The following is a 21,976-nucleotide window of genomic DNA, read 5'->3' as shown; positions in this document are numbered from 1 at the left end:
TATAGCGGGAATTCCATTCAATATGGCAGGAAATAAACCCTTCAACAAACCCCAGACTGAACCCCGAGTTCGCGATCCGCAGGTCGCCGGGCTGAAAGTACCGCCGCACTCGATTGAAGCGGAGCAGTCGGTGTTGGGCGGTTTAATGCTGGACAACGAGCGCTGGGACGACGTTGCCGAGCGCGTGGTTGCGGAAGACTTTTACACGCGTCCGCACCGGCATATCTTTATTGAAATGGCCCGCCTGCAGGAAACCGGCAGCCCGATTGACCTTATTACGCTGGCGGAATCGCTGGAGCGCGAGGGGCAGTTGGACAGCGTAGGCGGATTCGCCTATCTGGCCGAACTGTCAAAAAATACGCCAAGCGCGGCGAACATCAGCGCTTATGCCGATATCGTGCGCGAACGGGCGGTTGTCCGGGAGATGATCTCGGTGGCGAACGAAATTGCCGAAGCGGGCTTTGACCCCCAGGGCCGCACCAGCGAAGACCTGCTCGATCTGGCGGAGTCCCGGGTGTTTAAGATCGCCGAAAGCCGCGCCAATAAAGACGAAGGTCCGAAAAATATCGCCGAAGTGCTTGATGCCACCGTGGCGCGTATCGAGCAGCTGTTCCAGCAGCCGCACGACGGCGTCACCGGCGTGAATACCGGCTATGACGACCTGAATAAAAAGACCGCGGGTCTGCAGCCGTCGGATTTAATCATCGTCGCGGCGCGTCCGTCGATGGGTAAGACGACTTTTGCGATGAACCTCGTCGAAAATGCGGCGATGTTGCAGGATAAACCGGTGCTTATCTTCAGCCTCGAGATGCCATCTGAGCAGATTATGATGCGTTCTTTGGCCTCGCTGTCGCGCGTCGACCAGACCCGCATTCGTACCGGCCAGCTCGATGACGAAGACTGGGCGCGAATTTCGGGCACCATGGGCATTCTGCTGGAAAAGCGCAATATCTATATCGATGACTCCTCCGGCCTGACGCCGACGGAAGTGCGCTCCCGCGCCCGCCGTATCGCCCGCGAGCACGGCGGGATCGGCCTGATTATGATCGACTACCTGCAGCTGATGCGCGTACCGTCGCTCTCCGATAACCGTACCCTGGAGATCGCCGAAATCTCCCGCTCGCTGAAGGCGCTGGCCAAAGAGCTGCAGGTGCCGGTGGTGGCCCTGTCGCAGCTTAACCGCTCGCTGGAACAGCGCGCCGATAAGCGCCCGGTCAACTCCGATCTGCGTGAATCAGGCTCTATCGAGCAGGATGCCGACTTAATCATGTTTATCTATCGTGATGAGGTTTATCACGAGAACAGCGACCTGAAAGGCATCGCCGAAATTATTATTGGTAAGCAGCGTAACGGCCCAATTGGTACGGTACGTCTGACGTTTAACGGGCAATGGTCGCGCTTCGATAACTATGCCGGCCCTCAGTATGATGATGAGTAAATCTCCGTAGTCCTGCACGCCGCTGGTACGTTGACTCGCCCGCCCGCCTCGATCGCTTAGCCTGTTCCGGGGCTCCCGGGCCTGTCGCCTCCCCGCAGCGCGATGGATACCGGTGATTCTTTTATTAAGGAATTGAAATGCAAGCGGCAACTGTAGTCATTAACCGCCGCGCTCTGCGACACAACCTGCAACGCCTGCGTGAACTGGCGCCTGCCAGCAAGCTCGTTGCAGTCGTGAAAGCGAACGCTTACGGACACGGTCTTATCGAGACCGCGCGAACGCTCCCTGATGCCGACGCCTTTGGCGTCGCCCGTCTTGAAGAAGCCTTACGCCTGCGGGCGGGCGGCATTACTCAGCCTATCCTGCTGCTGGAAGGTTTTTTTGCGGCCACCGACCTGCCGGTTATTGCCGCCCAGCGGTTGCAAACGGCGGTGCATAGCCCCGAACAGCTGGCAGCGCTTGAAAACGCGGAGCTGAGCGAACCGGTCAGCGTCTGGATGAAGCTCGATACCGGTATGCATCGGCTGGGCGTGCTGCCGGAAGAGGCGGAGGCGTTCTACCAGCGCCTGAGCCGCTGTAAAAACGTCCGCCAGCCGGTGAACGTCGTCAGCCACTTTGCCCGGGCGGATGAGCCGGAATGCGGGGCCACCGAGCGGCAGCTGGATATCTTCACCACCTTTACCGATGGCAAGCCGGGCCTGCGCTCTATCGCCGCCTCCGGCGGGATTTTGCTGTGGCCGCAGTCGCACTTCGACTGGGCGCGTCCGGGCATTATTCTCTACGGCGTGTCGCCGTTGGAGAATCAATCCACCGGGGCCGATTTCGGCTGCCGGCCGGTGATGTCGCTGACCTCGAGCCTGATTGCCGTCCGCGAGCATAAAGCGGGTGAGCCGGTGGGCTACGGCGGGACCTGGATTAGCGAACGCCATACCCGGCTGGGCGTAGTCGCGATGGGCTACGGCGACGGCTATCCGCGCGCCGCGCCGTCCGGTACGCCGGTGCTGGTTAACGGTCGGGAAGTGCCGATTGTCGGCTGCGTGGCGATGGATATGATCTGCGTCGACCTCGGCCCCGAGGCGCAGGATAAGTCCGGCGACCCGGTAGTGCTGTGGGGGGAAGGTTTACCCGTTGAACGGATTGCAGAAATTACAAAAGTAAGTGCTTACGAACTTATCACGCGCCTGACTTCTCGCGTTGCGATGAAGTACGTCGATTAACCCCGATTTGCCGCAACGTTCCCCGGTGGCGCTACGATTAGCGGGACCGGGGCGATATGCGACGGCCCGGCTACGGCGTTAACGCCACGAGCCGGGAAAAATCCCGGATGCGCTCCGCGGGACGTTCGACGTCGGCAATCCGCCAACATCCTCTCGACCTGCCACGGCTTCCGGTTTATTGTGTTATTACCTGCCTTTTGTAAACCTGGAGAAACATCGCGTGTTTCAGAAAGTTGACGCCTACGCTGGCGACCCCATTCTTTCCCTGATGGAGCGTTTCAAAGAAGATCCGCGGAGTGACAAAGTAAACCTCAGCATCGGTTTGTACTATAACGAAGACGGCATTATCCCGCAGCTGCAGGCGGTGGCGGAAGCGGAAGCGCGCCTTAACGCGCAGCCGCACGGCGCCTCGCTGTATCTGCCGATGGAAGGCCTGAATCCTTACCGTAGCGCCATTGCGCCGCTGCTGTTTGGCGCCGATCACCCGGTACTGCAGCAGCAGCGCGTCGCTTCCATTCAGACGCTGGGCGGTTCCGGCGCGCTGAAAGTGGGGGCGGATTTCCTCAAGCGCTACTTCCCGCAGGCCCGCGTATGGGTCAGCGATCCGACGTGGGAAAACCACATCGCCATCTTTGAAGGGGCTGGCTTCGAAGTAAGTACTTACCCTTGGTTTGATAATGAGACCAACGGCGTGCGCTTTGAGGCGCTGCTCGAGACGCTGCGGACGCTGCCTGAAGGCGACATCGTGCTGCTGCATCCGTGCTGCCATAACCCAACCGGCGCCGATCTGAGCCACGCCCAGTGGGATGAAGTGGCAAAAGTGCTGAAAGCGCGCAACCTGATCCCCTTCCTCGACATCGCCTATCAGGGCTTTGGCGCGGGAATGGACGATGATGCCTGGGCGATCCGCACGATTGCCAGCGCCGGCATGCCGATGCTGGTCAGCAACTCGTTCTCGAAAATCTTCTCCCTGTACGGCGAGCGCGTAGGCGGCCTGTCGGTGGTTTGCGAAGATTCAGAGACCGCGAGCCGCGTACTGGGGCAGCTGAAGGCGACCGTACGCCGTAACTACTCCAGCCCGCCGAGCTTCGGGGCGCAGGTTGTCGCCGCCGTGCTGAACGACGCGGAGCTGAAGGCCTCATGGCTGGCGGAAGTCGAAGAGATGCGCACGCGCATTTTAGAGATGCGCCAGGAGCTGGTGAACGTCCTGAAAGACGCGGTACCCGGCGTTAATTTCGACTACCTGCTCAAGCAGCGCGGGATGTTTAGCTACACGGGATTCAGTGCCGCTCAGGTCGATCGCCTGCGCGAAGAGTTTGGCGTCTACCTGATTTCCAGCGGCAGGATGTGCGTGGCGGGCCTTAACTCGCGCAACGTCCAGCGCGTGGCGCAGGCATTTTCTGCGGTGATATAACCCCTCGGCAATATCTGGCCCTTTCCGGCGTATAAAGGAGAGGGCAATCCCTTTCCTGAAGTGTGATCATTCTCTTTTTCTATGACATTCGCGCAGAAACCTCTTTCCATCACCGGATGCCGGGGTTAAGGTCATGGTGAATTTATAAGCACCCACATTATTGAAAATTATAATTATTCGGTTATTTACACACGCAATCATGCAAAATGCGTCTGAGCCCCCGGGAGCGTTCGGCTAATCGTGGCTGACAGGGAGGCAGTTTGAATGATGACGTTAAAAGGGATAAATATGCGCAAAATCACCCTGGCCTTCGGGGCCGCCTGCCTGCTGTTGACGCTCAATTGCGCCGTCGTTGCCCGCGCCTCGATGCCGCAGCCCCTCTCGACGGGAACCAACGTTGCTAAGCTCGCGGAACAGGCGCCGATCCACTGGGTATCGGTGGCGCAGATTGAAAATAGCCTGCTGGGGCGTCCGCCGATTGCGGTGGGCTTTGATATTGACGATACGGTGCTGTTTTCCAGCCCAGGATTCTGGCGCGGCCAGAAAACCTTCTCGCCCGGCAGCGATGCTTACCTGAAAAATCCCGAGTTTTGGGAAAAAATGAACAACGGCTGGGATGATTTCAGCATGCCGAAAGAGGTCGCGCGTCAGCTGATTGCGATGCACGTGAAGCGCGGTGATAGCATCTATTTTGTGACCGGCCGCAGTCAGACCAAAACCGAAACGGTATCAAAAACCCTGCAGGATGATTTCCTGATCCCCGCGACAAGCATGAATCCGGTCATTTTTGCCGGCGATAAGCCGGAGCAGAATACTAAAACCCAGTGGCTGCAGGAGAAAAGCATTAAGGTCTTCTACGGCGACTCGGATAACGATATTTCCGCCGCCCGAGAGGCGGGCGCGCGAGGTATTCGCGTTCTGCGCGCCTCCAACTCCTCTTACAAGCCTTTACCGATGGCCGGGGCCCAGGGGGAAGAGGTTATTGTGAACTCCGATTACTGATCGCCTGCGGGTGAAATGATAGCGAGCAACAGCGGCAGCCAGCGGGCTGCCGTTTTTTTGTACAAAATCCGCCCCGGAAGGTTTTACCTTTTCGCTTATTGCTGCACACTTAGAAAGATTCATTCGCAGCATGGATGGCTTTCTGACATCGACAGTCGGGCCGCGGTGTGGCTCACGGAATATCGCATTCACGGCGGTTCGCGCCATCGCGTCGCGACGCTCATGGGGGAAGATTAGATGACAATTTCGGAGTTATTGCTCTACTGCATGGCCAAACCTGGCGCGGAGCAAAGCGAGCACAGCGACTGGAAGGCCACGCAGATTAAAGTGTCGGACGTGCTGTTTGCGATGGTCAAAGAGGTGGAGGATAAGCGCCCGGCGGTGTCGCTGAAAGCCAGCCCGGAACTTGCCGAGCTTCTGCGGGAGCAGCACGTTGACGTTCGCCCTAGCCGGCATTTGAACAAGGCCCACTGGAGTACGGTGTTCCTTGACGGTTCGCTGCCGGATTCGCAGATTTACTACCTGGTCGACGCCTCTTATCAGCAGGCGGTTCGGCTGCTGTCGGAGCCGGCCCGACAGCAGCTTTCGCCGTGATTAGCTCAGCAACGGTTTGAGGAAGTGCGCGGTGTGCGAGGCTTCGCACTCGGCAACCGTCTCCGGGGTCCCGGAAACGAGAATTTCCCCGCCGCCGCTGCCGCCTTCCGGCCCGAGGTCCACAATCCAGTCCGCGGTTTTGATAACGTCCAGGTTGTGCTCAATGACCACGATAGTGTTGCCCTGATCGCGCAGCTGATGCAGGACTTCCAGCAGTTGCTGAATATCGGCGAAGTGCAGACCGGTCGTCGGCTCATCGAGAATATAGAGCGTCTGCCCGGTTCCACGCTTCGACAGCTCGCGCGCCAGCTTCACGCGCTGGGCCTCGCCGCCGGACAGCGTGGTCGCTGACTGGCCAAGGCGGATATAGGTCAGGCCAACGTCCATCAGGGTTTGCAGCTTACGCGCCAGCGCCGGCACGGCGTCGAAGAACTCGCGCGCCTCTTCGATAGTCATATCCAGCACTTCATGGATAGTCTTACCTTTGTACTTAATCTCCAGCGTTTCGCGGTTATAGCGCTTGCCCTTGCACTGGTCGCACGGTACGTAGATATCCGGCAGGAAGTGCATCTCGACCTTGATGACGCCGTCGCCCTGACAGGCTTCACAGCGGCCGCCGCGAACGTTAAAGCTAAAGCGCCCCGGCGTGTAGCCGCGTGAACGTGATTCCGGCACGCCGGCGAACAGCTCGCGTACCGGCGTAAACACGCCGGTATAGGTTGCCGGGTTAGAGCGCGGCGTGCGGCCAATCGGGCTCTGGTCGATATCGATAACCTTATCGAAATGTTCCAGCCCCTGCACGTCGCGATACGGCGCCGGTTCGACGATAGTCGCGCCGTTGAGCTGGCGCTGGGCAATCGGGAACAGGGTGTCGTTAATCAGCGTTGATTTACCGGAACCGGAGACGCCGGTAATGCAGGTAAACAGGCCCACCGGCAGCGTCAGGGTAACGTCCTTCAGGTTGTTACCGCGTGCGCCGGTCAGCTTCAGCACCTTTTGCGGGTCGGCGGCTACGCGCTGTTTCGGTACTTCAATCTTGCGCTTGCCGCTCATGTACTGGCCGGTCAGGGATTCCGGCACCGCCATAATATCCTGCAGCGTGCCCTCAGCCACCACCTGTCCGCCGTGTACGCCAGCGCCGGGACCGATATCGATCACGTGATCGGCGGCGCGAATCGCGTCTTCATCATGCTCAACGACAATGACCGTATTACCCAGATTACGCAGGTGGATCAGCGTCCCGAGCAGGCGTTCGTTATCGCGCTGATGCAGGCCGATGGACGGCTCATCGAGAACGTACATCACGCCCACCAGCCCGGCGCCGATCTGGCTTGCCAGACGAATACGCTGGGCTTCGCCGCCGGACAGCGTCTCCGCCGAACGCGAGAGCGTCAGGTAGTTCAGGCCGACGTTGACGAGGAACTTCAGGCGATCGCCGATCTCCTTCAGCACCTTTTCCGCGATCTGCGCCCGCTGGCCGGAGAGCTTCAGGTTGTTGAAGAAGTCCATCGCGTGGCCGATGCTCATATCGGAGATCGTCGACAGCGGCGTATTTTCGACGAAGACGTGGCGCGCTTCGCGGCGCAGACGGGTGCCATCACAGCTGGTACAGGAGCGGTTGCTGATAAACTTCGCCAGCTCTTCGCGCACCGCGCTGGATTCGGTCTCTTTGTAGCGACGTTCCATATTGTGCAGAACGCCTTCGAACGGATGGCGGCGCACGGATGTGTCGCCGCGATCGTTCATATACTTGAATTCAATGTTCTCTTTGCCTGAGCCGGACAGAATGACTTTCTGCACGTCGGCGTTGAGGGTGCCCCACGGCGCTTCGATATCGAACTGGTAATGCTCAGCCAGCGACTTCAGCATCTGGAAATAATAGAAGTTGCGCCGATCCCAGCCGCGGATCGCGCCGCCCGCCAGCGACAGCTCCGGGTTTTGGATAACCCGCTCGGGATCAAAGTACTGCTGCACGCCCAGGCCGTCGCAGGTTGGGCAGGCGCCGGCGGGGTTGTTGAAGGAGAACAGCCGGGGCTCCAGTTCGCGCATGCTGTAGCCGCAAATCGGACAGGCGAAGTTGGCGGAGAACAGCAGCTCTTCCGCTTTCGGGTCGTCCATATTGGCAACAACGGCGGTGCCGCCGGAGAGATCCAGCGTGGTCTCAAACGATTCGGCCAGCCGCTGGGCGAGATCGTCGCGCACCTTAAAGCGATCGATAACCACTTCGATGGTATGTTTCTTTTGCAGCTCAAGCTTTGGCGGATCGGAAAGATCGCAGACTTCACCGTCGATCCGCGCCCGGATATAGCCCTGGCTGGCCAGGTTTTCCAGGGTTTTGGTATGCTCGCCTTTACGCTCTTTAATAATCGGCGCCAGCAGCATCAGGCGCTGGCCTTCCGGCTGGGAAAGCACGTTGTCGACCATCTGGCTGACGGTTTGCGCCGCCAGCGGGACGTTGTGGTCCGGACAGCGCGGCTCGCCGACTCGAGCGTAGAGCAGACGCAGATAGTCGTGAATTTCGGTAATGGTGCCTACCGTAGAGCGGGGGTTATGGGACGTTGATTTTTGTTCGATGGAAATCGCCGGCGACAGCCCCTCGATATGGTCGACATCCGGCTTCTCCATCAGCGACAGGAACTGACGCGCGTAGGCGGAGAGCGATTCAACGTAGCGGCGCTGCCCTTCGGCATACAGCGTGTCGAAAGCCAGCGAGGATTTGCCTGACCCTGAAAGCCCGGTGACGACAATCAGCTTGTCGCGGGGGATTACGAGGTTGATGTTTTTGAGATTATGGGTGCGGGCGCCCCGAACTTCGATCTTATCCATTCACCTTTCCCGGTAGGTAGATACACGGATTGCCTGGTTTGTATGAAGAACAAACGGCGGAAACGGCTAATTATGGCACAATCCGACCTGTTTGAATATACAGTATTGGAATGGCGACGGGAGTTGATGGTGAAAAATTGTATAGCGATAAGATGTTTACTGGAATCGCCGTCCCAGCTATCAAAATGCACCTTTGTGGTGTTAGTATTACCGGTTTACACTTATTAAGAAACGTATTCAGGAGATTCGATCATGGCCAGCAGAGGCGTAAACAAGGTGATTCTCGTCGGTAATCTGGGGCAGGACCCGGAAGTACGCTACATGCCAAGTGGCGGCGCAGTCGCTAACTTCACGCTGGCGACTTCCGAATCCTGGCGCGATAAGCAGACCGGCGAAATGAAAGAGCAGACCGAATGGCACCGCGTCGTGCTGTTCGGCAAGCTGGCGGAAGTGGCTGGCGAATACCTGCGTAAAGGCTCGCAGGTTTATATTGAAGGCCAGCTGCGTACCCGCAAATGGACCGATCAGTCCGGTACTGAGAAATACACCACCGAAGTCGTGGTCAACGTTGGCGGTACCATGCAGATGCTGGGCGGCCGTCAGGGCGGCGGCGCTCCGGCAGGCGGCGGCCAGCAGCAGGGCGGTTGGGGTCAGCCTCAGCAGCCGCAGGGCGGCAACCAGAACCAGTTCAGCGGCGGCGCGCAGTCTCGTCCGCAGCAGCAGGCTCCGGCAGCGCCTTCTAATGAACCGCCGATGGATTTCGATGACGACATCCCGTTCTGAGTTTTAGAACGGCGGTTTAAGAACCATAAACCCTGCTGCGGCAGGGTTTTTTTACTAATATGACCTGCTTCCTGCTTCCTGCTTCCTGCTTCCTGCTTCCCGCTTTCTTATTCCCATTTCCCGCCTGCGCTTCTCAGCTTCCCGCTCCGACTGCGGGCCGGATCAGACCGCCGCATCTGACGTCGGTTTTAAATAAATTATTTTTATAAACAAAGTGTTAATATGTTTCTTTCGTTCCACCGCTTCCCAATCCTTCTCTTACCTTCTGGCTAAATAGCCCCGTTCTTCCGGTCCGCGCCTTCTGCGCAGTCGATCACGTTTCATCGCCATCAGGGCCTCAGGATTGTGAGGATTATCTCTTTTCTGAACGCCGCTATTTGCTCATTTATGCCTTAGCTAATATTTATTAGCTAATTATTATCAGCGGTCAGGAGCAGCGATGAAACAGCAGTGGAGTAAAGAGCAGGCGCAGGCGTGGTATCAGCAGCAGGGTTGGCTTTGCGGGTTTAACTATCTTCCTTCGACGGCGGTCAACTGGACCGATATCTGGCAGGAGGAGACGTTCGATGCGCCAACCATCGATCGCGAACTGGGCTGGGCGGCAGAGGCGGGCTACAACACGCTGCGCATCAACCTGCCGTTTATCGTCTGGGAGGACGACCGTGATGGCCTGATGGCCCGCATCGAGCGTTTCCTGACAATTGCGGATAGCCACGGCTTTAGCACCATGCTGACGCTGATGGACGACTGCGGTTTTTCGGGCGACGAACCCTATCTGGGGCCGCAAAAGCCGCCGGTACCCGGCAAGCACAACAGCCAGGCGGCGGCGAGCCCCGGACGGGAGAAGGTTTGCGACCGGGATTGCTGGCCGCAGATCGAATGCTATATCCGCGACGTTATCCGCCAGTTCCGCGACGATAAGCGGGTTCTGCTCTGGGATCTCTATAACGAGCCGGGCAATCGCGGCATCTTTGCCACCGGTACGGTTGAGGTGCTGTACGACGAAAAGCTGGAAACCTATGCCCAGGAGCTGATGGAGCTCGCCTTCCGCTGGGCGAGGGAAGAGGACCCGACGCAGCCGCTTACCGTCTGCGCGTGGCGCCTGCCGGAGGAAGTTGAAGGAGAGACATTCTACCAGCATCCGCTGGATCGGGCCGCGCTGGCGCTTTCGGACGTGATCAGCTATCACGCCTACACCAATACCGCCCGCATGACGGCGATTATCCAGCAGCTCCAGCAGCTGGAGCGGCCGCTTTTTTGCACCGAATGGTTGGCTCGCCACGTCGGCAGCACCATCGAAGAGCAGCTGCCGCTGATGTATATAGCGAAAGTCGCACCTTACCAGTGGGGCCTGGTGCGCGGTAAAACCCAAACGTGGCTGCCGTGGCCGGTGGTGATGAAGGAGTCTGGCGATTACTGCCGGCTGTGGTTCCACGACGTCTTTGAAGAGAATGGGATCCCGTTCTCCCGCAAAGAGATTGCGCTTATGCGCAGGCTTCGTCACATTGCCCAGCCGTCACGGGCATAATAATAATATATCCGGCGGTACGCCGCCGGGATTAGGGTACGCACTATGGCAACGACAATGAAAATACCGTCTCGGGAGTTGTGGTCTTATTTTGGCTATGGTTTAGGTCAGTGTTTTAGTTTTGGTTTAGTGGGCTCGTTTATTAACTATTTTTATACCGATGTGCTGGGGATCTCGGCGCTGGCGGCGAGTACGATTTTCCTTATTGCGCGCGCGTGGGATGCGGTTCACGACCCGCTGTTCGCCAGCATTATGGATACCATTAACAGCCGCTTTGGTAAGTTTCGTCATTTCCTGCTGATTGCGCCGCTGTTAATTACCGGGGTCACGCTGCTGGCGTTTTATAAAATCGAAGCAGATATGACCACCATGATTATCTACGCCGGGGTGACCTATATATTGTGGGGCACGCTGTACGCAATATCGGATATTCCGTTCTGGTCGATGTCCTCGGTGATGACCAACGACTCCGGTCAGCGCACCCGTGCGGTGACGGCGGCAATGCTGGGGGTCAATGCCGGTATCGCCTGCGCCAATATCTTCTTCCCCAGGCTTGCGGCGTTCTTTGCCCAATACAGCAACGATAAGGGCTATTTTATGGCGGCGCTGGTGATGATGATGGTCGGCCTGCCGCTGATGCTGAACGGCTTTTTCCAGATTAAAGAGCGCGTGCAGGCCGGTCCGGAAAAGGTCACCATGCGCGATACCTTCCATAATCTGCGGCAAAATAAGCCGCTATTTATTGTCCTGCTGTCGTTCTTTTTCTGCATATTCCACAACGTCGCCGGCGGTATTTACATCTATTTCTTTATCTACAATATGGGCGACGGCGGGCTGCAAATGGCGATCGGTATTATGGGGATCGTCGCCGCGGTGCTGTGCCTCGTGGCCCCGATGCTGACGCGCAGAATGCAGAAGCGGAAGCTGTTTATGATCCTTTGCGGGCTGGATATCCTGGTGCGCGTGGTGATGTGGTTTTCCGGCTATCAGCACGCAATGCTGCTTTTTATTCTGCTGGGTTTAAGCACGCTGTTTGTGATGATGTCCAATATTCTGACCTCGTCAATGATTGCCGATACCATTGAATACGCCGAATATCACACCAACAAACGCTGCGCGGCGATTACCTTCTCCGGGCAAACGTTTACCGGCAAAATGTCGGTGGCCGTCGGCGGCGGATTAATCGGCGTATTTCTGACGCTGATAGGCTACGTGCCGCAGGCGGCCAGCCAAAGCGAGAGCGTGCTTAACGGTCTGTTCTTCGGCATCTGCCTGCTGCCCGCGGTTGGCTCGCTGATTCGTATGGGCTGTATGTCGCGCTACACCTTTACGGAAGATAAGCACGCTGAGATTTGCGCTTTACTGGCGGAGCGCCGACAGGCTGCGCGTCCGGAAAACGATAGTGAGGATAATCTGAAGCAGCCGCTGCCGATAAACTAGTTACGCCGATAAAATATACCGTCCGGGGAATCGGTGATGATATTCCTGTGCGGAGATATATCCTCAGGAGAAAATAGACCGGCAGGCCTGAATAGCCCTGCGCTTATGTCGCCGCGGGATGCTGGCGCCGCCGTCCGGTCGCACGAATAATATTGCTATTGTCGTTAATAACCCGTCCGTGACGACGGGCGGGTTATTATTGTCATCATCGTCATGCTTTATTCATAAACCCTAAAAATAAACTTCGTTTAATTAAATAATAAAAGGCTTTACCGATGAATAAAATCTGGGTCGGATGTTTTCTGACGTCTTTATTTACCCCTCTGGTCAATGCACAGGCGTCGTTATCCCTTGAGGAGCGACTGGCACAAATGGAACAACGGCTGAAGGCGACCGAGCAGCGGGCGGCAAGCGCGGAGGCGGAGATCGACCAGCTAAAACGTCAGGATAAGCCGGCGGCGGTAGCCAGCGCCGCGCCGGCTAAACCCGCTTTACAGCTTAATGATTATGGCGATATAAAATTCTACGGCGACGTCGAGTTTAATATGGACGGCGCCAGCCGTACCGGTAGTTTGACCTCGATAAAAACCAGCGCTAATAAAAACTGGGCTCCGGGAGACAAAGAGCGCTGGGATATTAACGGACGAATTCTTCTGGGCTTTGATGGATTGCGTAAAGGCGCTAACGGCAAATACGCCGGGTTTAGCGTACAGCCGCTGGCGGATATGAATGGCAAAATGAATCTTGATGACGCGGCGTTTTTCTTTGGTCAGGAGGATGACTGGAAAATTAAAATCGGTCGCTTCGAAGCCTACGATATGTTCCCGCTGAACCAGGATACGTTTATTCAGTATTCTGGTAATACGGCGAACGATCTGTACAGCGACGGCTATGGCTATATCTATATGATGAAAGAGGGGCGCGGGCGCAGCAGCAGCGGCGGCAACTTCCTGCTCAGCAAAACCCTGGATGACTGGTATTTTGAGGTCAATACGCTGGTGGAGGACGGCAGCTCGCTGTTTGTTGGCCAGAGCTATCACGGCAATGCGCTGGATAATCGTAAAAACGTGGTTTACGTGCGCCCGGTGGCGGCGTGGCGCTCCGGAGACTGGTCGGTGGCGGCGGCGCTGGAGAGCAACCTCGTGAATAACGCCTACGGTTATCAGGACCAAAATGGCCGCTGGGTCGATCGCTCCAGCCGTACCGGCTACGGAATGACCCTAAGCTGGAATACGCAGAAGGCCGATCCGCAGGATGGCGCGGTGGTCAATTTGAGCACCGCGTATCTGGATGCGGCGGACGAAAAGGACTTCAGCGCCGGTATCAATGCGCTATGGCATCGCGTAGAGCTGGGCTATATCTACGCGCATAACAAAATCGACGAGTTCAATCTGTCCGGCGTGAGCGCGGAGTGCGACGGTGACTGTGCGATTCTGGCGCCGGGACGCTATGACATCCATACCATTCACGCCTCGTGGCAGCTGCCGAATATTATGGATATGCCGAACTTTAATATTTACCTCGGGGCCTACGCATCGTGGCTGGACTCGTCGGCAGCGAAAACCGGCAATACCGATGAACGCTATGGCGCGCGGGTGCGTTTCAAATACTTCTTCTGATTGGGTAAAGGACGCGCGTTGTGGAATGCACCGTGCCGGCTGACGAAAACCCCGCTTCGGCGGGGTTTTTTAGTACCTCTGCGCCTTACTGCACTGCAGGGACGTCTCCCGTCTTGAGCGGCGTCTCCTCGCGCCGGGCGGCGGCGGTTTTTTCTCAGCGGAAGCGGCATAAACGGAGCCAACTAACAGCATCGCGAGGAGGCAGGTAGACCAGGCGATAAATAATCGCGGCAAACAGAGGATGCTCATGGCGCGGCGCTCCGCAGGGACATCCGTTTATTTTAGTCAACCCTGCCGGGTTAGCGTGTCGGTCAGGCGCCTGGACGGCGGCTTTATACCGCCGAAATTTTACGAAACTGCGAGGGCGTGACCGAATAGTATTTTTTAAAGGTTCGGTTAAATGCGCTGATGTCCTCATAGCCGACCATAATGCAGATATCGACGATGCGAAAGGCTGGCTTTATCTGCAGCAAATCCCGGCACAGCAGCATCCGCTGCCGCCTGATGAATTCCATTGGCGACATCTGGAAATATTGCTGGAAGAGGCGAAACAGGTGCCACTCTGAATAGCCGGAAAAAACGCTTAGCGCATTGACGGTGAGTTTTTTCTCGAGATTATTTTTTATCCAGCGCACCAGTTCGTGCAGCACGGCCTGTTGGATCCCTTTTTTACGCTGATTCATGCCGGTTCCAGAACGATGGCGCCCGTCGCTTCATGGCGCGGGCAGAGGGTGAAGTCGCGGTCAGGTTATCGCCCGGCATGGCTCTCTGCCGGGCCCTGGTGTCCAGCGCCGCCGCGGGGAAATGCCTTACCGTCCCTGGCAAGGCGCCACTACTTTGCTTTTAGATATCGCAATCGGCTTTCGATGATGCTCCCCTAAGCCTCTGCGACCATATCCTGTCATTTTGAGGAAAATATGAAGAATCTGGATTAATATCCCTGCAGATATATTTTGCGCATACGTAATGGTTTCTCTGCATAATTTTTTCTGATGTAGCCCCCTGAAACACCGGACAGTAGCTGTATCTCCAGATAAGAGATAGGCTTAAATATATGTCTAACAACCATGTTAATTTTGAGATGACCGGGATCCTGTTAGGGCAAGAAGCCCGTAAGCGTAAGACTCCGCAAGAGAAAATTGCCATCATCCAGCAAACAATGGAGCCGGGTATGAATGTCTCCCACGTTGCTCGTCTGCACGGTATTCAGCCCAGTCTGCTGTTTAAATGGAAGAAGCAATATCAGGAAGGTAGCCTCACCGCCGTTGCGGCCGGAGAGGAAGTGGTTCCGGCTTCGGAGCTGGCGACTGCACTCAAACAGGTCCGGGAACTACAGCGTCTCCTGGGTAAGAAGACGATGGAAGTTGAGATCCTCAAAGAAGCGGTGGAGTACGGCCAGTCGCGAAAATGGATAGCGCACGCGCCCTTGTTGCCAAAGGACGGGGAATAGCTCTGGTTAGTCGCACCATGAGCGTGTCGCGTGCGCAGTTATCACTGCGGGTGAGCCGCTCTGCCGACTGGCAGGACAGGCGCAGCAACCGGCGTAATGACGAAGCTGATGCAGAGATACTGTCGGAGATCCTCGGCATCATCAGCGACATGCCCAGCTACGGTTACCGGCGGGTGTGGGGTATCCTGCGTAAGCAACGCCGTGTAGAGGGACTTCCACCGGTGAACGCCAAACGGCTTTACAGGATAATGAGCGAGCATAACCTGCTGTTGTTGCGTGATAAACCAGAGCGTCCGAAGCGGGAGCATAAAGGCAAAATCGCGGTAGCGGAAAGCGATATGCGCTGGTGTTCAGACGGCTTCGAGTTCGGTTGTGACAACGGCGAGAAGCTTCGGGTGACGTTCGCACTGGACTGTTGCGACCGGGAGGCCATAGACTGGGCAGCGAGCACGGGAGGCTACGACAGTTCAACGGTACAGGATGTGATGCTGAGGTCAGTGGAAAGGCGCTTCGGTAGCACGCTGCCGGGTAAACCAGTGCAGTGGCTGACAGATAACGGTTCAGCGTACACCGCGCATGAAACGAAGAAGTTCGCGCGAGAACTGAATCTGGAGCCGTGTACAACAGCGGTGAGCAGCCCACAAAGTAACGGCATGGCCGAACGGTTCGTGAAAACGATGAAGGAAGATTACATCGCGTTCATGCCAAAACCAGATGTGGGAACAGCGCTACAGAACCTTGCAGCGGCGTTCAATCACTACAATGAAAATCACCCGCACAGTGCGCTGGGATATCACTCTCCGAGAGAGTACCGGCGGCAGCGGGCATCGTTAACTTAAGATACAAAAGCTGTCCGGAGATGGCGGGTCAAGATCACTGCATAATTTTTTCAATATCTCTTCATTTTATCTGCGGTATTTTAAGATAACTTTTGCGTGTTCCTGGTCAACCCCAGAGAGCATCATTCCTAACAAGATCTTTCCCCCTTTCAACCAATGCGAAAGGGGGCTTTTTGTTTTTTTTAATTAATTAAAAGTACGCTATATATTACTTCCTGACCCTCTCAGACCGAAAAAATAGGCTCGAGTTCCGTCGATAAATGTTTTTATTTACGGTTCTTTAAGATCCATTTTTTCTCCATTGTTTCACCATAATTAAGTGCAATTCTGCGCCTCGCTTAGGTTAATCCCAGCAGACTCCTGCTATTTCTAAATCTCTTTTAAATAAAACGCCCATGCTAAAGAAAAAAAATATCATTGCCGGATTATTGATTTCACCCTTAACGCTTTATGCCGCGACTTCGTACACTATTGATGATATTCGCTTTGAGGGCTTGCAGCGCGTTACCGTAGGAGCGGCACTGTTGAACATGCCCGTTCATCCGGGAGAAGAGATCTCGAACGACGATATCAGCGACGCGATACGTGGCCTGTACGCCAGCGGCAACTTTGAGAGCGTGCAGATCCTGCGCGATGGCCGTGCGCTGGTGGTACAGGTTAAAGAGCGCCCGACCATTGCCAGTATCAGCTTCGCTGGCAATAAATCGGTGAAGGACGAGATGTTGAAAGAGAACCTCACCGCCAGCGGCGTTGATGCGGGTAGCGCGCTGGATCGTAACGCCCTCAGTGAAATAGAAAAGGGGTTGCAGGATTTCTATTACAGCGTCGGGAAATATAGCGCCACGGTCCATGCGGTGGTGACGCCGCTGCCGCGCAACCGCGTGGATTTAAAATTTGTCTTTCAGGAAGGGAAGTCGGCAACCATTGCCCAGATTAATATTATTGGCAATAAAGCGTTTAGCGAGGAAACGCTGCTCGACCAACTTCAGCTCCGCGATCGGGTTCCGTGGTGGAACGTTATCGGTGATAAAAAATATCAAAAACAAAAAATGGCGGCGGATCTTGAAACGCTGCGCAGCTATTATCTCGATCGTGGCTATGCGCGTTTTGCCATTAATTCCAGCCAGGTCAGTATTACCCCGGATAAAAAATCGCTCTATCTTACGATCGACCTTACAGAGGGAGAACGCTACAAAGTCAGCCGCACCGTGGTGACGGGTGAGATGGCCACGCATGGCCAGGAAATTGAGGAGCTGGCCCAGCCGCTGTCCGGCAGGTGGTATAGCGGAGCCGAGATTACCGCCGTCGAAAATGCGATTAAAAAGCGCTTCGGTAAATATGGCTATGCCTGGCCGCAGGTGACGACGCACGCCGAAATTGACGATCGGCAGAAAAGCGTGACGCTGCGTATTAGCGTCGATGCCGGGCGCCGCTACTCCGTACGCCAGATTCGTTTTATCGGCAACGATACCTCGCGCGATGCCGTTTTACGTCGCGAAATGCGGCAAATGGAGGGCGCGTGGCTCAACGATGAAAAGGTACAGCAGGGAAAAGAGCGTCTTGATCGCACGGGTTATTTCGAGAGCGTTGATAAAGAGATAACCCCGGTTGCCGGCAGCCAGGACCAGGTTGACGTCGTCTATAAGGTGAAAGAGCGCAATACCGGCTCATTTAACGTTGGCCTGGGCTTTGGTACCGATAGCGGCGTCAGCTACCAGCTGGGAGTGACCCAGGATAACTGGCTGGGCACCGGCAACAGCGTCAGCTTTAACGGCACCCGCAATAGCTATCAGTCCTACGTTGAGCTCGGCGCGACTAACCCCTATTTCACCGTCGACGGCGTGAGTCTGGGCGGCAAGATTTTCTATAACAGCTATGACGCCTCCGATGCCGACTCCGGCAGCTACAACCAGCAAAGCTACGGCCTTGGCAGCAATCTCGGCTTCCCGATTACCGAAAATAACTCGCTGAATCTGGGCGTTGATTATGTCCACAACCGCCTGACCAATATGGATCCGGAGCTCACGACCTGGAATTACCTTAACTCGCGAGGCATTTATCCGCAGGTGGTGACCAAAGATGGCGACAGCGGGGCGGAATACAGCGCCAACGATTTTTTTATCAGCCTCGGATGGAGCTATAACGATCTCGATCGCGGGTTTTTCCCCCGCTCCGGCAATAAAAGCAGCCTGAGCGGCAAAGTGACCGTCCCGGGATCGGATAACCGCTATTACAAGCTCACCCTTGATAGCACCCAGTATGTGCCGCTAAATGAAGGCCAAAGCTGGGTATGGATGGAGCATCTGAAAGCGGGCTATGCCGGCGGCCTGCAGGGGAGCACGGTACCCTTTTACGATAATTTCTACGCCGGGGGATCGTCATCGGTGCGCGGCTTCTCCTCAAATACTATCGGCCCGAAGGCGGCCTATTATCGCTGTAATGGCTCTGAAAGCAGCTATAGCGGTTGCCCGCTGGAGAGCTCTTCCGACGCGGTTGGAGGAAATGCGATGGCGGTGCTGAACAGCGAGTTTATTATTCCTACGCCGTTTATTAGCGACAAATATGCCGACAGTTTGCGGACCTCGTTCTTTGTTGATGCGGGCACGGTATGGAGCACCTCGTGGCAGAATAACGCCCAAACTCTGGCGGCGGGGATCCCGGACTATAGCGACCCGCTGCATATCCGAATGTCGGCGGGGATTGCGGTACAGTGGATGTCGCCGCTGGGGCCGCTGGTCTTCTCCTGGGCTGAGCCATTTAAAAAGTACGATGGCGATAAGGCCGAGCAGTTCCAGTTTAATATCGGCAAAACCTGGTAAGCGGGGGGCAAAGAACCTTTCTACTACCGCCGCGCCGCCGCGCCGCCGCGTGAGAGATGACGCTCTGATGGCTATCATTCACGCAGTGGGCGCCGAGGCCTTTCTACTCCCATAACCCCCGGCGGCGAGCTGCCCGCCAGGGGTAAGCGTGAGCATGGACGGCAAAATAGTCTATTTTGCCGTTATGTCGTTGTTTAATCTGAATTCCGCGTCGATATTTTTTTGTAAAGTTATGCAGGGCTATTTGGTAATGCCTTCAATCGATAGAAAACCATGATATGCTACTGGTATTTAGGGCTTTCTATGGCTACCGTTACTGTTCATTGTCCTCGTTGCCATTCCGATTCTGTTTATCGCCATGGGCACAGCTGTTCCGGGCACGAGCGCTTTCGTTGCCGGTCATGTCGCCGCGTTTTTCAGCTGGCTTATACCTATGAAGCCAGAAAACCCGGTGTAAAAGAACAGATAGTTGAACTGGCACACAACGGTGCCGGCGTCCGCGATACCGCCAGAGTTCTTAAGGTCGGTATCAATACCGTCATACGGACATTAAAAAGCTCTCGCCGTCCCGGATAACCGCTTCTCCTGTCGCTCATGCCGATGTGGCACTCATCTGCGAGCTTGATGAGCAGTGGGGCTTTGTTGGCAGTAAAGCCCGGCAGCACTGGCTCTGGTATGCTTACAATACCAAAACGGGTGGCGTACTGGCTTATACTTTCGGCCCACGTACCGATGAGACATGTCGGGAACTGTTGGCCCTGTTGACGCCCTTTAGCATCGGCATGATTACCAGCGATAACTGGGGCAGTTATGCCAGAGAGGTGCCGAAGGAGATACATCTGACTGGTAAAATTTTCACACAGCGCATTGAGCGAAACAATCTGACGCTGCGAACCCGTATCAAGCGGCTGGCACGCAAAACAATATGTTTTTCACGTTCCATCGAATTGCACGAAAAGGTCATCGGTGCCTTCATCGAAAAGTACATGTTCTACTGATTGGAGGCATTACCATTTTAAGTAGTAAGATGAGGTACAAAATGACTTTTTGCTTGATTTGAGCGGATAGCGACAAACGATCAGCGACGTTCTGCTCGACGGATAGTGATTGGTGATATATACCGTTTGCCCCTCGGAACAGGTGATGTGCTTATCCTGAAGAAGGTAATGACTCCAATTTATTGGTAATGATTTATCGTCAGATAGTGCCCAATGACTTTGTCATGCAGTTCCACTGATTTTGAGAACGACAGCGACTTCCTGCCCAGCCGCGCCAGATGCTGCCTCAGGTTCAGGTTGTGCCGCTCAATACGCTGCGTGTAACGCTTGCTGATAACGTGCAGCTTTCCCTTAAGACGGGATTCATACAGCGGCCAGCCGTCTGTCATCCATACCACCACTTCAAAAGCCGACAGCAGGCTCAGAAGACGTTCCAGTGTGGCCATGGTCCGCTCACCAAAGACGTGTGCCACCACCGTCCTGCGTATCCTGTCATACGCGTAAAACAGCCAGCGCTGGCGCGATTTGGCCCCGACGTAACCCCACTGCTCGTCCATCTCCGCACAGACGATGACGTCACTTCCCGGATTTATCCGGGAGGTTACTGACTGTGGCCTGAGTTTTTTAAATGGCGGAAAATGGTGTTGAGGCCAATGCCCATAATGCGTGCGGTAGCGCGGCAACCGACTCCGTTCATGGCCATATCAATGATTTTCTGGTGTGTACCGGGCTGAGAAGCGGCATAAGTGAACTGAAGCTGCCATGTTTTACGGCAGTGAGAGCAGAGATAACGCTGATGCCCGGCAGTACTTTTGCCGTTACGCATCACGCCCTCAGTGGCGGAACAGGAGGGACAGCAGACGGAGACGGAAGCCACAGGTGCACCTCAAAAACACCATCATACACTAAATCAGCAAGTTGGGTGCATTACCCCGAATATGAGCTATCTGCACATTGCTAATCTGAGAATTAGCTACGGCGATAAGGTTGTTCTGCATAATATCGATCTGGCGGTAGAGAAGGGGGAGATGATCGCCCTGCTGGGGCCATCGGGCTGCGGCAAAACCACGCTGCTCAACGCGCTCTGCGGCTTTATTCCGGTACAGAGCGGAGAGATCGTTGTCGCCGGCAGGGAGATTACCCATAGCGCGCCGGAGCAGCGCAATATTACGATGGTTTTTCAAAGCTATGCGCTGTGGCCGCATCTAACGGTGGCCCGCAATATCGGCTACGGCCTGAAGCTGCGCGGGTGGCGTCGCGACGATATCGACCGCCGGGTGGCGGAGCTGCTGCATATCGTTAACCTGCCGGGCCTGGCGGAGATGAAGGTGACCGAACTTTCCGGCGGCCAGCGTCAGCGGGTTGCCCTGGCGCGCGCCCTGGCGATTGAGCCGGACGTGCTGGTACTGGATGAACCGCTCTCCAATCTGGATGCCAAAGTCCGCCTTAACGTCCGCCATGAAATAAAAGCGCTGCAGAAGAAGCTCGGCTTCACCTCATTAATTGTCACCCACGACCAGCAGGAGGCGTTGGTGATGGCCGATCGTGTCGCGGTATTAAATAACGGAAGCATTGAGCAGTTAGGGACGCCGGAGGAGATATATCAGCGACCCGCCACGCCTTTTGTCGCCGATTTTATGGGCGCCGATAATAAAATAAATAGCCGCGATATCCGCACCCTCGACGTTATTAACTGGCGCAGCCCAACGGCATATTCAGACGCCGATGCTGACGAGCAGGTGATCTATTTCCGCAGTACCGACGCGGCGCTCTTTTCATTAACGGATAGCGCGCCGCAGGAGGGGCTGACCCTCGACGGCATCGTCGAACAAAGCGCCTTCCTCGGCCATTTATATCGCCACAGCGTGCGCTGTCGCGATCGCCTGCTGCTGGCGGATTCTACCCGCTGCTGGCCCGCCAGCTCGCCGGTCAGGCTGCACGTGCCGACGCCGGCGCTGCATATTTTTCCTTCATCTCATGCAAGTTGACATCATCGTGTTCATTCTGGG

The 21,976-nt window shown here is 55.9% G+C and carries 16 protein-coding genes; 13 read left to right on the top strand and 3 right to left on the bottom strand.

The genetic code is table 11. From position 1 onward, the window contains the following. Window positions 1-22: 22 nt before the first annotated feature. The 5 genes from dnaB to AC1M2H_RS25840 all read left to right on the top strand — a co-directional run bounded on the left by dnaB (window position 23) and on the right by AC1M2H_RS25840 (window position 5,665). Window positions 23-1,438 (top strand): replicative DNA helicase, encoded by a 1,416-nt coding sequence (gene dnaB / locus AC1M2H_RS25860; protein WP_426813452.1) that lies wholly within the window; start codon window positions 23-25, stop codon window positions 1,436-1,438. Between the two features lie 137 nt (window positions 1,439-1,575). Next, the gene (gene alr, locus AC1M2H_RS25855; protein ID WP_480149594.1) at window positions 1,576-2,655 is read left to right on the top strand and encodes an alanine racemase; all 1,080 of its coding nucleotides are present in this window, start codon (window positions 1,576-1,578) and stop codon (window positions 2,653-2,655) included. 220 nt (window positions 2,656-2,875) lie between these two features. Continuing rightward, window positions 2,876-4,069, top strand: coding sequence for an aromatic amino acid transaminase (gene tyrB, locus AC1M2H_RS25850; RefSeq protein ID WP_480149593.1), 1,194 nt, complete (start codon window positions 2,876-2,878; stop codon window positions 4,067-4,069). Window positions 4,070-4,357: 288 nt separating this feature from the next. Beyond that, on the top strand, window positions 4,358-5,071 hold the full coding sequence (aphA, locus tag AC1M2H_RS25845) for an acid phosphatase AphA (protein WP_480152037.1): 714 nt from the start codon (window positions 4,358-4,360) through the stop codon (window positions 5,069-5,071). 237 nt (window positions 5,072-5,308) lie between these two features. Further along, window positions 5,309-5,665, top strand: coding sequence for an MmcQ/YjbR family DNA-binding protein (locus AC1M2H_RS25840; protein WP_480149592.1), 357 nt, complete (start codon window positions 5,309-5,311; stop codon window positions 5,663-5,665). Here AC1M2H_RS25840 and uvrA read toward each other — a convergent pair whose 3' ends face one another. Next, window positions 5,666-8,491: an excinuclease ABC subunit UvrA gene (gene uvrA / locus AC1M2H_RS25835; protein WP_480149591.1), complete on the bottom strand. Its 2,826-nt coding sequence runs from the start codon at window positions 8,489-8,491 to the stop codon at window positions 5,666-5,668. A 252-nt stretch (window positions 8,492-8,743) separates the two neighbouring features. Here uvrA and ssb1 point away from each other — a divergent pair, with 252 nt between their 5' ends. The 4 genes from ssb1 (at window position 8,744) to AC1M2H_RS25815 (ending at window position 13,861) form a co-directional block, all read left to right on the top strand. After that, entirely contained in the window at window positions 8,744-9,274 is a 531-nt protein-coding gene (gene ssb1, locus AC1M2H_RS25830; protein WP_426813447.1) for a single-stranded DNA-binding protein SSB1, read from the top strand. Window positions 9,275-9,713: 439 nt separating this feature from the next. Beyond that, on the top strand, window positions 9,714-10,802 hold the full coding sequence (locus tag AC1M2H_RS25825) for a cellulase family glycosylhydrolase (protein ID WP_480149590.1): 1,089 nt from the start codon (window positions 9,714-9,716) through the stop codon (window positions 10,800-10,802). 45 nt (window positions 10,803-10,847) lie between these two features. Next, window positions 10,848-12,242, top strand: a complete 1,395-nt coding sequence (locus AC1M2H_RS25820) for an MFS transporter (RefSeq protein ID WP_480149589.1) — start codon at window positions 10,848-10,850, stop codon at window positions 12,240-12,242. Between the two features lie 275 nt (window positions 12,243-12,517). After that, window positions 12,518-13,861 carry a carbohydrate porin gene (locus AC1M2H_RS25815; protein ID WP_480149588.1) on the top strand — a complete coding sequence of 448 codons (1,344 nt, stop codon included), beginning with the start codon at window positions 12,518-12,520 and terminating at the stop codon, window positions 13,859-13,861. Window positions 13,862-14,193: 332 nt separating this feature from the next. Here the strand turns inward: AC1M2H_RS25815 and AC1M2H_RS25810 are convergent, their stop codons facing one another. Beyond that, window positions 14,194-14,544 carry a helix-turn-helix transcriptional regulator gene (locus AC1M2H_RS25810; RefSeq protein WP_480149587.1) on the bottom strand — a complete coding sequence of 117 codons (351 nt, stop codon included), beginning with the start codon at window positions 14,542-14,544 and terminating at the stop codon, window positions 14,194-14,196. A 398-nt stretch (window positions 14,545-14,942) separates the two neighbouring features. Here AC1M2H_RS25810 and AC1M2H_RS25805 point away from each other — a divergent pair. The 3 genes from AC1M2H_RS25805 to AC1M2H_RS25795 all read left to right on the top strand — a co-directional run bounded on the left by AC1M2H_RS25805 (window position 14,943) and on the right by AC1M2H_RS25795 (window position 19,967). Then, window positions 14,943-16,150, top strand: a protein-coding gene (locus tag AC1M2H_RS25805; protein ID WP_480151850.1) for an IS3 family transposase whose coding sequence is annotated in 2 segments (ribosomal slippage) — window positions 14,943-15,264 and window positions 15,264-16,150 — 1,209 coding nt in all. Because the reading frame shifts where the segments join, the coding sequence is not laid out codon by codon here. Window positions 16,151-16,545: 395 nt separating this feature from the next. Then, window positions 16,546-18,969, top strand: coding sequence for an outer membrane protein assembly factor BamA (bamA, locus tag AC1M2H_RS25800; protein WP_480149586.1), 2,424 nt, complete (start codon window positions 16,546-16,548; stop codon window positions 18,967-18,969). A gap of 303 nt (window positions 18,970-19,272) precedes the next feature. Beyond that, window positions 19,273-19,967 (top strand): IS1 family transposase gene (locus AC1M2H_RS25795; RefSeq protein WP_480147781.1). Its coding sequence is split into 2 segments (ribosomal slippage): window positions 19,273-19,519 and window positions 19,519-19,967, totalling 696 coding nucleotides; the frame shifts between segments, so codons are not numbered across the junction. 179 nt (window positions 19,968-20,146) lie between these two features. Here AC1M2H_RS25795 and AC1M2H_RS25790 read toward each other — a convergent pair. Then, window positions 20,147-20,844, bottom strand: a protein-coding gene (locus tag AC1M2H_RS25790) for an IS1 family transposase (RefSeq protein ID WP_480149585.1) whose coding sequence is annotated in 2 segments (ribosomal slippage) — window positions 20,147-20,595 and window positions 20,595-20,844 — 699 coding nt in all. Because the reading frame shifts where the segments join, the coding sequence is not laid out codon by codon here. Window positions 20,845-20,905: 61 nt separating this feature from the next. Between AC1M2H_RS25790 and AC1M2H_RS25785 the strand changes: the two genes are divergently transcribed. Further along, on the top strand, window positions 20,906-21,955 hold the full coding sequence (locus AC1M2H_RS25785; protein ID WP_480149584.1) for an ABC transporter ATP-binding protein: 1,050 nt from the start codon (window positions 20,906-20,908) through the stop codon (window positions 21,953-21,955). Window positions 21,956-21,976: the final 21 nt, after the last annotated feature.

The sequence above is a fragment of the Klebsiella sp. F11 genome (assembly GCF_056712265.1).
The sequence above is the reverse complement of the archived record's forward strand: the minus strand, read 5'-3'. Positions and strand labels throughout refer to the sequence as shown.